At 32.5% G+C, this 13,303-nt stretch carries 12 protein-coding genes and 1 tRNA gene; 5 read left to right on the top strand and 8 right to left on the bottom strand.

Going from position 1 to position 13,303, the window contains the following annotated elements:
* Positions 1-83 precede the first annotated feature (83 nt).
* The 3 genes from HA144_RS08335 to HA144_RS08325 form a co-directional block, all read right to left on the bottom strand.
* Entirely contained in the window at positions 84-1,175 is a 1,092-nt protein-coding gene (locus tag HA144_RS08335) for a glycosyltransferase family 2 protein (protein WP_209043595.1), read from the bottom strand.
* 41 nt (positions 1,176-1,216) lie between these two features.
* Positions 1,217-2,773, bottom strand: a complete 1,557-nt coding sequence (locus HA144_RS08330; RefSeq protein WP_209043594.1) for an ArnT family glycosyltransferase — start codon at positions 2,771-2,773, stop codon at positions 1,217-1,219.
* 23 nt (positions 2,774-2,796) lie between these two features.
* Positions 2,797-2,868: transfer RNA gene (locus HA144_RS08325), tRNA-Thr, on the bottom strand.
* Positions 2,869-2,924: 56 nt separating this feature from the next.
* Here HA144_RS08325 and HA144_RS08320 point away from each other — a divergent pair.
* Positions 2,925-3,161: a DUF3493 domain-containing protein gene (locus HA144_RS08320; RefSeq protein ID WP_209043593.1), complete on the top strand. Its 237-nt coding sequence runs from the start codon at positions 2,925-2,927 to the stop codon at positions 3,159-3,161.
* Positions 3,162-3,177: 16 nt separating this feature from the next.
* Here HA144_RS08320 and infB read toward each other — a convergent pair whose 3' ends face one another.
* Genes infB through rimP form a run of 4 tightly spaced genes read right to left on the bottom strand, consistent with a single transcriptional unit; the run spans position 3,178 to position 8,735 of the window.
* Positions 3,178-6,504 carry a translation initiation factor IF-2 gene (gene infB / locus HA144_RS08315; protein ID WP_209043592.1) on the bottom strand — a complete coding sequence of 1,109 codons (3,327 nt, stop codon included), beginning with the start codon at positions 6,502-6,504 and terminating at the stop codon, positions 3,178-3,180.
* 56 nt (positions 6,505-6,560) lie between these two features.
* Complete coding sequence (locus tag HA144_RS08310) at positions 6,561-6,833, bottom strand: YlxR family protein (protein WP_209043591.1); 273 nt, start codon at positions 6,831-6,833, stop codon at positions 6,561-6,563.
* Positions 6,830-8,233 carry a transcription termination factor NusA gene (gene nusA, locus HA144_RS08305; RefSeq protein WP_209043590.1) on the bottom strand — a complete coding sequence of 468 codons (1,404 nt, stop codon included), beginning with the start codon at positions 8,231-8,233 and terminating at the stop codon, positions 6,830-6,832. The genes HA144_RS08310 and nusA overlap by 4 nt, the downstream gene beginning before the upstream one ends.
* Positions 8,234-8,267: 34 nt before the next feature.
* Positions 8,268-8,735 carry a ribosome maturation factor RimP gene (gene rimP / locus HA144_RS08300; RefSeq protein ID WP_209043589.1) on the bottom strand — a complete coding sequence of 156 codons (468 nt, stop codon included), beginning with the start codon at positions 8,733-8,735 and terminating at the stop codon, positions 8,268-8,270.
* Positions 8,736-8,896: 161 nt separating this feature from the next.
* Between rimP and HA144_RS08295 the strand changes: the two genes are divergently transcribed.
* Both HA144_RS08295 and rpiA read left to right on the top strand, forming a co-directional pair.
* Entirely contained in the window at positions 8,897-10,027 is a 1,131-nt protein-coding gene (locus HA144_RS08295) for a trypsin-like peptidase domain-containing protein (RefSeq protein WP_209043588.1), read from the top strand.
* A gap of 45 nt (positions 10,028-10,072) precedes the next feature.
* On the top strand, positions 10,073-10,786 hold the full coding sequence (gene rpiA / locus HA144_RS08290; RefSeq protein WP_348535050.1) for a ribose-5-phosphate isomerase RpiA: 714 nt from the start codon (positions 10,073-10,075) through the stop codon (positions 10,784-10,786).
* Here rpiA and hisD read toward each other — a convergent pair.
* Positions 10,783-12,069 carry a histidinol dehydrogenase gene (gene hisD, locus HA144_RS08285; RefSeq protein ID WP_209043587.1) on the bottom strand — a complete coding sequence of 429 codons (1,287 nt, stop codon included), beginning with the start codon at positions 12,067-12,069 and terminating at the stop codon, positions 10,783-10,785. The two genes, rpiA and hisD, sit on opposite strands and share 4 nt — an antisense overlap.
* A 120-nt stretch (positions 12,070-12,189) precedes the next feature.
* On the opposite strand from hisD, the gene rpsT reads away from it, so the two are divergent.
* Both rpsT and HA144_RS08275 read left to right on the top strand, forming a co-directional pair.
* Positions 12,190-12,483, top strand: coding sequence for a 30S ribosomal protein S20 (rpsT, locus tag HA144_RS08280; protein WP_209043586.1), 294 nt, complete (start codon positions 12,190-12,192; stop codon positions 12,481-12,483).
* A gap of 18 nt (positions 12,484-12,501) precedes the next feature.
* On the top strand, positions 12,502-13,296 hold the full coding sequence (locus HA144_RS08275) for a TatD family hydrolase (RefSeq protein WP_209043585.1): 795 nt from the start codon (positions 12,502-12,504) through the stop codon (positions 13,294-13,296).
* The last annotated feature ends 7 nt before the right edge of the window (positions 13,297-13,303 follow it).

Below are 13,303 nucleotides of genomic sequence, written 5' to 3'. Positions count from 1 at the left end.
TTTCAACATGAATCTAACTACTTTATTACTAATTTGTCGAAATTAAAAATCTTTTGAAAATACTACTAAAAATCTATTTCAATTCATATATCAGAAATCATATAAATCCAGCATACTTTGAGAAGTTTTAAACCATCAACCCATCTTGATATATTTGGGGCCCCAGATTTTCTGGCATAATATCTAACAGGATAATTAAGTATATTGATATTATTATTTGCTGCTTCAAATATTATTGTGAAGTCTCCAAATGGGTCAGATTTAGAATCCCAACTACCATTTTTTTTCATAAGTTTAAAGAATTTCCTTGAAAAAACTTTTGTCCCACAAAGTGAATCAGATACTGGCTTATTTATGAGAATCGATAAAAATATTGCAAAAAGTCTATTTCCTATATAGTTAGCCCATCTCATTGCATCTTTTTCCATCGGAAAAGTTGTACGGGAACAATTAATTAAAATATTTTCATTTTTGGTTGATTCCATAATTGCTGAAATACTATCATCAATATCTACAGTAAAATCACTATCAATTATTGCGAGAGTTTTACCTGATGAAATATTAAATCCTTCAACAACAGCATTTTTCTTGCCTTTGGAAGTTTGTTTTAAAAGAGATATCTTGAAGCAATTTGAGTAACTTTCTTTTAACTCTTCCAGAATTTTAAACGTATTATCTTTGCTATTCCCTTCAACAAATATAATTTCTAATTTATTGGGTATTTTTTTGAATTTATTTAAAGCGTTTATTAAAAGTTCTTTATTCCCAGCCTCATTTCTTGCCGGTATTACTATGGATATTAAATGGTTGGAGTTGTTTTCATTATATCTATAAAAAACTATTTCTATTTCATAGGCAAGTTGCTTTATGATTGGTAGTTTACGAAAAATATTTTTAAAAGATTGTGGAATTATTTTAGTTGGCAAAGGAGTTAATTTTTTTGCTTTCCATCTAATGGATCTGTAGTTATAAATTTCTGCAAGAGATTCAATATCGCATAAGGTTATCCTCGCTTTACTAGTAGTTTCTCTAAAAATTCTCGAATCTAATTTTAACCATCTAGTTATTGGTTCCCAAGTATTACCCCGAACTTTAATTGAAATGAATTCGTCATTATTTTTGAATAATTGATGAAGTTTGTTATTCGTTAAATTCCAAGAATTTACTGATGTCATTACTTCATACAATTTGGTGACTACACTTTAGGGGATGCAGGTTATTTATTTTTTAATATTAATTTCCATGGGTTTAAGATATCATTTTCATATATAACTTCGTAAGAATAATTATTGTTTTTTAATTCTTCATATTTAGTCGTCCATGCTAACTCTGATTTATTCAATTTATCTAAACTATCTATCCCTTCGCTTAATTTAGGTGTTAACAATGAAATCCTAATGATTTTTGATTGAGATTGAGAATTGTCTATTCCTTTTTTATCAACTTTTATCGGTTGATTTTTTACTATATCTAAAGATGAAACGTATTCCATTTTTTCTCTAAGTTCTCTTGACCTATCGGTAAATAATCCTGATTGCAAGAGAAATGAAGTCAATAAGTAAGGCCCGATTATAAGTGTTATTAATATTTCTTTAAATGAGTTTTTATGTTTTATCAATGACCAAGATAGTCCGAAAAAAAATAATCCAATCATTAGAAATGTATTTTCCTTAAAATTAAAGTTGCTAATGTTCCTAAAGAAAAAATAATATGTGAATAAGGAAGCGACTATAAATAATGGAATTATTTTTGACGTGAAAAATATAAAAATTCCTTTATATCTTCTAGAATTGAAGAGATATCTTATGCCTACATAAGTATTTAATGTCAAAATAGATGAGATTTGTAGATTATAATATGGAGTTTTTGTAGAAAAAATACTTTGAATAGTTATTAATATTATGGGGAAAAAGCTAAGTATATACTTATTTTCTTTACTTCCATAAATGTTGCATATAGTGCCAATAATTCCAAAAATACTCCATGGTAAGAATGTTGCAGGAATATTCCAAAAATAATAATAGATAGGATTTGTAAAAGTATTTTTATTAGAGAGAATATTAAACTTATCAGCTAAGTAAAAAATAATATTTTTTTCTAAAAAAGGGTTAATAGAGAATGACCAAAATAAATATGGAATAAATCCAATGAGCAGTCCAACCCAAAACAATTTACTGAATAAAAGATTTTTTTTGATATATAAATATGGTAGGAGTGATAATAAAGGCACTAATACTAGAAAAGTTTTCATCATAAAAGATAAACCAATCCAAATTCCAAAAAGTAGAATATAGAATTGGTTTTTCTCGCTTTTTATTTTGACTAAAGAAAATACTCCAATAGTGACTAAACATGAATAAATGATATCTTGAGTTGCTAAATGTGAGTAATCAAACCATAGATATGTAGTAGAAAGTATTAGTGGAGAAATAATTGCATATTTTTTATTAAAAAATTCTTCATGTAATTTATAAGTTATAAATAGCATTAATACTGCAGCAGCTGTTGTGGGCAGATAGGCGGAAAACATATTTCTTCCAAAGATATCTTGTGACTTTGCAATTAAAAACTGTAGTCCAATAGTTCTATCTAAAACATACTCGTCCCACCACATAGGAATTGTCCAATTACCTTTATCAAGTATCCATCTGGCTTGTAATGCATAAAATCCTTCATCAAAAGCAATATAACTTCGTTTGCCAAAATAAAATATAAGAGGAATAAAAATAAATAGTTTAAAAAGATATTTAAATTTTAAAATTTTACTAATCATTTTTCTTGAATTTGCTTTTGAAATGCCGATAATTGGAATTGAACCAATGGCCTACTGTTTACGAGACAGTTGCTCTACCGCTGAGCTATACCGGCAATATTAAAATATTAATATTTTTCATATAGACTTAATTTTATAATTTTAAGAATTTATGTCAAAAGTAGATCCTGAATTAAAAAAGAAATTACTTAAAGAATCCCAGGCTCCTTTCAAGGGATTAAGAAGAATATTATGGATCGCTTTTAGTGGATCTGCATTTTTAGGACTTCTTATAATGCTTTCTAAAATTTTAAGCGGTAGTGAATTACAGCCGAATAATCTCATTATACAAATTTTTGCATCTATAATTTTCCCCACTTTATTATTCTTAGATAGGGATAAAGATTAACAGATTAAATATTTAATTATTGAGTTAGCTTTCTCTTTTTTGTAACGAATTTGAATGCTTCGATAATATCTCCTTCTATCCACGAAGAGAATTTATCGCAGCCAACTCCACATTCAAAACCTGTATTTACCTCTTTTACATCATCTTTAGACCTTTTTAGAGAGTCTAAATTACCTTCAAAAATTATTTTTTCTGATCTGACAACTCTAAGAGAGCAATTTCTTTGTAATTTTCCTGTTTGTATATAACAACCTGCGATGGCTCCCTTCCCAACTGCAAAAGTTGCTCTAACTTCAGCTTTACCCAATGATTCTTCCACAAGATCGGGTTCCAGTAGGCCTTCCATAGCCGATTGAATATCTTCTAAGAGTTTATAGATTACTTCATATTCCCTTATATCAACATCATTTGCATCAGCTGCTTTTTTTGCACCAGATGCCAATGAGGTGTTAAACCCTATAATTACTGACCCTGATGCAGCTGCAAGATCTATATCTGTCTCGGTTATTTCTCCTGGAGCAGAGAGGAGAACTCTGACTTGAACTTCATTTTTTGGTAATTGTTCTAGTGATCCCAATATCGCTTCAACACTACCTTGGACATCAGCTTTAAGAATTAAGTTTAATTCTTTTAATTCCCCATCATTTGCTTGAGTCGATAAGGATGATAAGCTGACTCTTCTGGAGGCCATTTGCTGAGCTAATTTTGTAGCTCTAGCATCTGTTGCTCTTTCTCCAACAATGGCTCGAGCAGTTTTCTCATCAGGGTAAACCTCAAATTCATCACCTGCTGTTGGAACTTCACTGAATCCTAAAGCTTCTACTGGGAATGACGGACCTGCTTCTTTGATTCTGTTTCCATGTTCATCAACCATCGCTCTGATTTTTCCAAGGACTGAACCTGCGGCTAAAACATCCCCAGAATTTAAGGTACCATTTTGCACTAATAAAGTAGCTACAGGACCTTTGGCTTTATCTAGGTGTGCTTCTATAACGGTTCCTTTTGCCGACCTGTCTGGGTTTGCTTGTAGATCTTCAACTTCTGAAACTAATAAAATCATTTCTAGTAATTTATCAATATTTTGTTTTTTAATTGCACTTACTGGAACCATCACAGTATCTCCTCCCCAATCTTCAGCAATTAAATCTTTTTCTGAAAGTTCTTGTTTAACCCTCTCAGCGGAAGCTCCTTCTTTATCAATTTTATTAATTGCGACAACTATTGGTACTTTTGCAGCTCTTGCATGACTAATCGCCTCAAGGGTTTGAGGTCTACAACCATCATCTGCAGCTACGACAAGAACAGCCACATCAGTTACTTTGGTCCCCCTTGCTCTCATTGCTGTAAAAGCCTCATGACCAGGAGTATCTAGGAAGGTTAATTTTTTCTTTTTAGATTCATGTTCAAATTCAACTTGATAAGCCCCGATATGTTGAGTAATACCTCCTGCCTCTCCAGAAGCTACTCTTGATTCTCTGATTGAATCTAAAAGACTTGTTTTTCCATGATCTACATGCCCCATTACTGTAATAACAGGTGGCCTTTTTATTAAACTATCAACATCTTCAGATTCAATCATATCAACTGTTTTCTCTGCAGCTTCTTGGATATCATCTTGTAAAACAGGTACTCCAAATTCTTCCGCTACTGTTTCAATTGTTGCCAAGTCAAGTGATTGGGTTACAGTTGCTGTTATTCCTTTAAAGAAAAGAGACTTTATTATTTCAGAACTTTCAAGACTTAATTTATCAGCTAATTCTTGAACTGTTAAATTATCTTCGGGAACTATTATCATCTCTGGTCTTACCTGCTTAGCTTCTTTTGCAGCTTTTAATTCCATAGCTCTTCTTTTCTGCCTTTGTCTTGTAGACTCTTTTTTCTTTTTCTTAAATTGTTTTATTGATTTTTGTGGTTTAGATTCACTAGATTTTTCTTTCTTTGGTCGGGCTAAACTAGCTGATAATATTGAAATTTTCTCACCTGAGTATCCACTTGTTTCAGATGTGAGTGAATCATCATTATCTCCGATAATATGAACTTTCTGTCTTTGTTTCTGGGGATTTTTATTTCTTAATGCTTCTAGTTTTGCACTGTCATCCCAATCGGACCTTCCTGGTTTTTTTGAATTATTCGTAAATGCTCTATGAGGGGATTTTTTGGAACTTGGGGCAGCACTTGGACGATTATTAGGAGCTCTAACCTTCTGCTTAGGTGACTCAAGATTTTGCTTATCTTTTTTATTTGAACCTAGTTTGTCTGTCTCAGATTTATTGGTTTTTTGAAGTTGCAAAAGTTCATTAGGAGATACTGGTTTCCTTATTCCAGAGGACTTTTGGCCATTGAATTTAGAACCTGGCCTATTAGTCATTCCAGGTCTGTTAGGAGTACCAGGCCTGTTGGGAGCAGCTAATCTATTTCGATTGTCTTGTCTATTAAATGAACCTGGCCTATTAGTCATCCCAGGTCTGTTAGGAGTACCAGGCCTGTTGGGAGTACCAGGTCTGTTGGGAGCAGCTAATCTATTTCGATTATCTTGTCTATTAAATTGACCGGCCCTGCCTTGACCTGATGGATTATTTCTTGATCCAGGTTTATTGGGAGCACCTGATCTATTTGGGAAAGTATGTTTTAAAGGAGTATTTTGTTTAATATTGTTTTGCTTATTTATATCGTCTCTTCTTATCGGTGCTCCTACGAGCTCAGGAGTATTTTTTCTGTCATTAAATTTTTTTGTTTTAGATTTATTCGAATTTTGATGAGGTTTGTTTGATAGTTGTCTTTTGTCCTCTGAATTGGAGATGTTGTTGGTAGAGTCTTTAGGCTTAACATTATGATTTATATTTTTAGGCTTTTCAATTAATTGAATTGGAGGTTTTGTGGGACTTTTGATAGGTGGAGTTATGTTATTTTGAAAAGTTTTTTTCTCTTGGTTGAAATTTTGTAAGGGCTTACTTTTTATATTAGGTTTGGTGGGATTTTTAGTTTGATTTGAAATTATTTTTACACTTTCAGGTTTATTAATAGGTTTTATCAATAATGTCTTTTTGTTAGAGTTATCTTTGTGAAGGTTTCCTTTTGCTGAAGGTTTAACAGGAGATTGGTCTTCTTTTTTTTGTTTATGATTATCTTTCTTAATTGAAGGTTTATTAATAGAAAGTATTTTTTTATCAGAATTTTTTTTATTGATAAGATTTTTTATTTTTTTTGCGTCCTCTGCACTTATAGAGCTGCTATGGCTTTTTACTGAAATTGCAAGTTTTTGAGCGGCATCCAATATATCTTTATTATCCAGACTTAAATCCCTGGAAAGTTCGTAAATTCTGATTTTATCGCTGATAGTCATTTAATCTGATTTGTACTCTTTTCTGATTTAAAGAGGATTTAATTTAATTATATTCCCTAATTGGGATAGTCATTGTAGCTTGTGATTTCTTTTTCAAAAATATCAATAAATTCAGCTTCTAGAGATGTTTTTAAAGCTTTTTGAAGTTTCTTTTTTATCTTGGAATCTGAGTAACACTTTTTTGACTTGCAAATGTAAGCTGATCGTCCCATTCCCTTTTGAAACATGATGCCTTGCTTATGATCTTTGGTAATTTTGAAAAGATCTTTCCTGTTATATGTTTTTCTACATGAAATGCATATACGCATAACAGGCGTTTGTCGTATCACCGTTTCCTCTCCTCTTTGGCGGATATTTCATTTTCTTGAACAGTCTCAAATTGATCATTATCTGAAAATTCTTCTCCTTCGTAATGTTCTTCTCCATACTCTTGATCATCTTCGGGGAGGGGATAAAGCTCTCTTAATCTTGCATCTTCAGCAGCACGCTCAGCTTGTTCTGCTTCTAATCTTAGCTCAGCTTCGCGCTGAAGCTTCTCTTCATCTTCCCTTTGAGTGATTAATTCAGAGACTGCAGCATCCTCTGCTTCCTGATCGTATTCATGTGAGTTTTTAACATCAATCTTCCAACCAGTCAATCTTGCCGCAAGTCTTACATTTTGACCCTCTCTACCAATTGCAAGACTTAATTGATCTGGAGGTACTAGTACGTGCGCATGCTGCCCTTCTGGATCAACTAACCTTACTAGATCTACTTTCGCAGGGCTTAAAGAATTTAAAATATATTGAATTGGATCAGATGACCATTTTATAACATCAATTTTTTCTCCCCTTAATTCATTAACTACTTGTTGAATTCTTGCCCCTCTAGCTCCAATGCAAGCACCTACTGGATCCACTTCTTGTTCAACACTATCAACTGCTACTTTTGTCCTTGGTCCAACAGCTCTTGAAGGAGGGTTTGCTTCTCTAGAGACAGCAACAATTTTTACAGTACCTTCTTGAATTTCTGGGACTTCATTTTCAAATAAGTAAACAACCAAACCAGCATTTGCTCTACTTACAAAAAGTTGTGGCCCTTTTCTTGCTATTTCGCTAACTTCTTTTAAAAATACTTTGAAGGTTGCGTTGGCCCTATAATTATCATTTGGTAATTGATCTCTCTTAGGAAGTTCGGCTTCAACTTCAGGTCTGCCAATACCTGAACTAACCCCCATAATAACTGATTGTCTCTCAAATCTTATGACTCTTGCAGTTAAAACAGGATCTTCCAAATCTGCAAATTCTTCTTGGATCATTTTCCTTTGTTGATCTCTTAACTTTTGGCCTAAAACTTGCTTAGTTGTTGAAGCAGCCATTCGCCCAAAATCCTCTTTTTCAGGAGTAACGTCTAAAACAACTGTGTCACCTATTTGAGCATCATCAGCGACTTGTTTTACTTCTGTAAGAGATATTTGATGATCTTCGCTCTCAACTTCTTCAACAATTATCTTACTCGATAAAATTCTATAACCTTCTTCATCTAGATCTAGTCCAACATCAAAATTACTAAAGTATTCTTCATCAAATGGATCTTCGTTAACTCCAATGTAAAAAGTTCTTCTATATTTTTCGTATCCTTTTAATAAGGCTTCGCGCAAGGCTGATTCAACAATATTAGGAGGCAACTTCTTTTCCTCACTAATATCTTCAATAAGATTGTTTAAACCTGGGAGAATAACTAATGCCATCTATGATGGGTAAATGAATAATGGTTGAAAATAATTAATCTTTTAATGTGGAAAGACTAATCTTTAGTACTTCATCAAAAGGGATTTTTTTAATTTTACCTTTAATGTTAATAGCTAAATAATCTTTAGACTTTTCATAAAGTAAACCATTCAGAAATTTTATTTTTGAATTCTTTTGGTTTAACTCAACATTAACTGGAAAACCCTTAAAAGTTTTGAAGTCTCTTTCTGAGGTTAATTCATCACTGACCCCTTGACTACTAATTTCTAACACATATGAACAATTTAAAAGATTTGAATTTTCTATTTCCTCAGATGCTGGGGTACTAAATAGTGCACAATCATCTAGTGAAATATCATCACCATTAGTTTTTTTTATAAAAATTTCTATAACTATTGGATTTTGATGAGTTTTTATATTTAAACTGCAGATTTGCAACGCCCGTACATTGGCAACTTTTTTTAAAAGAGTTTCTATTTTACTGTTGTTAATTTTATTCAAACCTATTTAGCTTAAATGTATGTAAAATAATTTTCACATAATAAAGAAATTTTTTCTGTAAAAATTCAGAAATTTGTATTTTCTGGATGTAAACAAAAAAACAACAATAATTTATTTCTTCAATTAGATTGATTTAATCAATTCACAGAATTAGTAAATAAATGAAGTTTTTCAAGATTAAATTTATTAATTTAATCCAAATTATCATTGTTTTTAGTTTTTGTTTAGTTGATTTCTCTCAAAAAGCTGAAGTTTTAGCTTTAACCTCAAATGAAAGTCACAATTTTGTATCATCTGCGGTTAAAAATGTTGGCCCTGCGGTCGTAAAAATTGATACTGAGAGATTGGTAGAGAGGCAACAATTTGATCCAACTCTATTAGACCCTTTATTGAGAGACTTGCTTGGTGAACAAGGGATCACTCCAGAGAGAGAGAGAGGTCAAGGTTCTGGAGTAATTATCAATAAGAATGGATTAGTTCTTACAAATGCTCATGTCGTAGAGAGAGTTGATGATGTTTCAGTGACTTTGGCAGATGGAACCATTTGTGATGGCCAAGTTTTGGGAACTGATCCTGTAACTGATTTGGCTTTAGTCAAAATTGAGGATTCTACATATTCTAATTTTGCTCCACTTGGAAATTCTGAAGAACTTGAAGTTGGAGACTGGGCAATAGCTCTAGGAACTCCCTACGGCTTAGAAAAGACAGTTACTTTAGGGATTGTAAGTAGTCTACATAGAGACATTAATAGCCTAGGATTTTCAGATAAAAGGCTTGATCTTATTCAAACTGATGCAGCAATAAATCCAGGAAATTCAGGCGGACCTCTCATAAATTCAAATGGAGAGGTAATAGGAATCAATACATTGGTAAGGAGTGGTCCCGGAGCTGGTTTAGGTTTTGCAATACCTATCAATCTAGCTAAAACTGTTTCCGATCAGCTTCTAAAAAATGGGGAAGTTGTTCATCCATATTTAGGGGTCCAATTGATTTCTTTGAATCCTAAAATTGCTAAAGAACATAATCAAGATCCTAATTCGCTAGTTCAACTGCCCGAAAGAAATGGTGCTCTAATTCAATCGGTCATACCTAACAGCCCTGCTGAAAAAGCAGGCTTGAGAAGAGGCGATTTAGTTATAGCAGCCGAAAATATATCCATAGAAGAACCTAAAGCGTTGTTAGATGAAGTAGAAAAAGCGCAGATTGGAAAAGTATTTCTTTTAAATGTCTTGAGAGATAATAGAGAGATACAGATTAATATCAAACCAGAACCTCTCCCAGGTTTGACATAAGTCATCCATTGAAATTTAATAATCTATAAACTAAGAAACAAAATTTTGGATTCACAAACTCAAATGAAGCAAATAGTTGCTGATGCAGCAATTAGGGAAGTAAAGAGTGACATGACTCTCGGATTAGGATCCGGATCTACAGCTGCGCTTATGATAAAAAGCCTTGCTGATGAAATAAGATCTGGAAAACTAAAAAATATAAAAGGCGTTCCAACTTCTTTTCAATCTGAAGTTTTAGCGCTCGAACTAGATATACCGCTTATTGATTTAGCTTCTGTTTCTGAAATAGATTTAGCGATTGATGGTGCAGATGAAGTTGATCCAAGTTTTCAATTAATAAAAGGTGGAGGAGCATGCCATGTCAGAGAAAAGTTAGTAGCATCTAAAGCCAATCAATTGTTGATTGTTGTTGATGAAACTAAACTCGTAAAAAACTTAAATCAATCTTTTCCTTTACCTGTAGAGGTTCTCCCAAATGCATGGAAGCAAGTTCAGGATGTAATTTTAGAGATGAATGGCACTTCTACCTTAAGAATGGCTAATAAAAAAGCTGGTCCAGTTGTTACTGATCAGGGCAATCTAATCATTGATGTATTGTTTAATGATGGGATTAAAAACCCAAAAGATATTGAAATGAGTATTAATAATATTCCTGGAGTATTAGAAAATGGATTATTCGTTGATCTTACAGACAAAGTATTGGTTGGCAAGATTGAAAACAATAATCCAGTTGTTTACTCACTTTCAAAAGTTGGTTAATCTTCAAATCTTATTTGTACTGAATTGGCATGACTATGTAAGCCTTCACTTTTAGCAAGATTGATAATATCAAGACTATTAACTTTTAAACTATTTTCATTAAATTCAATTATTGAAGTATTTTTCATAAAAGTTTCAACTCCCAGAGACCCACTAAATCTAGAATTTCCTGATGTAGGTAAAGTATGATTTGGTCCCGCCAAATAATCTCCCACAGCTTCTGGGGTCCATTTACCTAAAAATATTGCCCCAGCATTCTCTATGCCTTCAAGAATCTTTTTTGAATCTAAAGCTAATATTTCTAAGTGTTCTGGAGCGAAGTTATTGCTTAATTCAATACATGATTCATAATTCTCGCAAATAACTATTAACCCCCAATTCTTTATAGATTGCATGCAAATTTCTTTTCTTGGATGATCATCTATTATTCTATAAACTTCCTCTAAAACTTCTTTTGCCTGGTTCTTTGATGTAGTTAGAAGTATTGAAGAAGCCAAAGGATCATGTTCTGCCTGAGCTAGTAGATCAGATGCTATGTAGGTGCTTTGAGCCGTCTCATCTGCAATAATCAATATCTCGCTTGGACCAGCTAAAGAATCAATTCCTGTAGCGCCATAAATTAGTTTTTTAGCAGTAGTTACATAGATATTTCCCGGACCTGTAATTACATCAACTTTATTGATTTGGTTTGTGCCAAATGCTAAAGCCCCAATTGCTTGAGCTCCACCAATTCTAAAAACTTTATTTATCCCTGATAAGTGCGCTGCAGCTAAAACAGTTTTGTTTATTTTTCCTTCTGAATTTCCAGGAGAAACCATTATGATCTCTTCTACTCCCGCTACTTTTGCAGGTATTGCATTCATTAATACAGTACTTGGATAAGAAGCTCTACCTCCAGGGATATAAATACCTGCATTTTTAACCGGTCTCCATCTTCTTTGAACTACATCACCATGTTCGCCTTTTATAGTGAAGGATGGTGGAATTTCTTTTTCATGGAATTTTCTAATTCTTTTATAAGCTATTTCAAGTGAGCGTTTTAAATTGCTATCCATTGCATTCCATGCATCCTTTAATTCATCCGCACTAATTTGCATAGGGTCAGGATTGAAACCATCAAATTTGTTAGTATATTTTTCCACTGCTATATCTCCATAATTTTTTACTTCCTCAAGAATTTTTTCGACAATTGAATTAATCTTGTTATTGTTTTCTGAATTAGTTCGAGAAGAAATCCTTTTCAATTCTTGGATAGCTTCTTTTTTATTATTAATAATCCTCATATTCTTAAATTTTCAAATTGAAAGGCCTAAAACCCAAGTTTATTCCTTTACAAATTATATATGATTGATTAGAAGTCGATCTATTTGTTATGATGAAGATCATATATTTATTTACCCTCTGTGGCCAATAACAAATCAGCTAAAAAGAGAATAGAAATTGCAGAGAGAAATCGTTTAATTAACAAGTCATATAAATCTACTGTAAGAACTTTGACTAAAAAAACTAAAGAGAATTGCGAGAAATATAAAAAAGAGCCTAATGATGATGATAAGAATCTAGTGCAAAACAGTCTTAATAAAACTTTTAGTTTAATTGATAAAGCAGTTAAAAAGAATGTTCTCCATAAGAATAACGGAGCCAACAAAAAAACAAAAATCAACAATTTTGTAAAAACTACTCTTACAGCAAAGTAAAACTTTAGGTCATAATTTATGAGCGATATTGAACTCATAGACTCCCACTGTCATTTGATATTCGAAAATTTTGAGAAAGATCTCGAGGATGTTGTTCTTAGATTGCGATCCAAAGGTGTAAAAAAATTAGTACATGCTTGTTGTGAATTAACAGAAATTCCTAAATTAAAAAAAATAGCCCATGAATTTAATGAAATTTACTATTCAGTAGGTTTGCATCCGCTTGAAGCAAAAAAATGGGAACTAAGTTCCAAATCTCTTTTAAAAATATCAGCTCAAGAAGATAGAAGAGTTGTAGCTATTGGGGAATTGGGCCTAGATTTTTTTAAAAATGAAAATAAAAACCAACAAATTGATGCTCTTATTCCTCAAATGGACCTTGCATATGAACTTGACTTGCCTGTGATTATCCATTGCAGAGATGCTGCAAATCAAATGATCGAGATATGTAATAAGCTCACTAAAGAAGGAAGATGTCCTAAAGGTGTACTTCATTGTTGGACAGGAACTCCAAAAGAAATGATGCAATTCTTGGATCTTGGATTTTATATCAGTTTTAGTGGAATAGTAACTTTTCCTAAAGCACATGAAATACATGATTGTGCAAAAATAGTCCCAAATGATAAATATTTAATTGAAACTGATGCACCCTTTTTGGCTCCTGTTCCACATAGAGGTAAAAGAAATGAACCTGCATTCGTTGAAAATGTTGCAAATTTTATGGCAAATTTAAGATCTACAGATCTCATGACAATTGCGAAAGAGTCATCCAAGAATGCTGAAGATTTATTTAAATTTGACTTGTTAAGTTGACACGGAA

Source organism: Prochlorococcus marinus XMU1404, from assembly GCF_017696175.1.
GTDB lineage: Bacteria > Cyanobacteriota > Cyanobacteriia > PCC-6307 > Cyanobiaceae > Prochlorococcus_A > Prochlorococcus_A marinus_X.
This window is presented reverse-complemented; position numbering and strand designations above follow the sequence as displayed.

What these genes read in the sequence shown, in the direction of transcription:
- infB (WP_209043592.1), bottom strand. Translation starts at nt 6,504, where the DNA reads ATGACTATCAGCGATAAAATCAGAATTTACGAACTTTCCAGGGATTTA.
- HA144_RS08330 (WP_209043594.1), bottom strand. Translation starts at nt 2,773, where the DNA reads ATGATTAGTAAAATTTTAAAATTTAAATATCTTTTTAAACTATTTATT.
- hisD (WP_209043587.1), bottom strand. Translation starts at nt 12,069, where the DNA reads ATGAGGATTATTAATAATAAAAAAGAAGCTATCCAAGAATTGAAAAGG.
- nusA (WP_209043590.1), bottom strand. Translation starts at nt 8,233, where the DNA reads ATGGCATTAGTTATTCTCCCAGGTTTAAACAATCTTATTGAAGATATT.
- HA144_RS08320 (WP_209043593.1), top strand. Translation starts at nt 2,925, where the DNA reads ATGTCAAAAGTAGATCCTGAATTAAAAAAGAAATTACTTAAAGAATCC.
- HA144_RS08275 (WP_209043585.1), top strand. Translation starts at nt 12,502, where the DNA reads ATGAGCGATATTGAACTCATAGACTCCCACTGTCATTTGATATTCGAA.
- HA144_RS08295 (WP_209043588.1), top strand. Translation starts at nt 8,897, where the DNA reads ATGAAGTTTTTCAAGATTAAATTTATTAATTTAATCCAAATTATCATT.
- HA144_RS08335 (WP_209043595.1), bottom strand. Translation starts at nt 1,175, where the DNA reads ATGACATCAGTAAATTCTTGGAATTTAACGAATAACAAACTTCATCAA.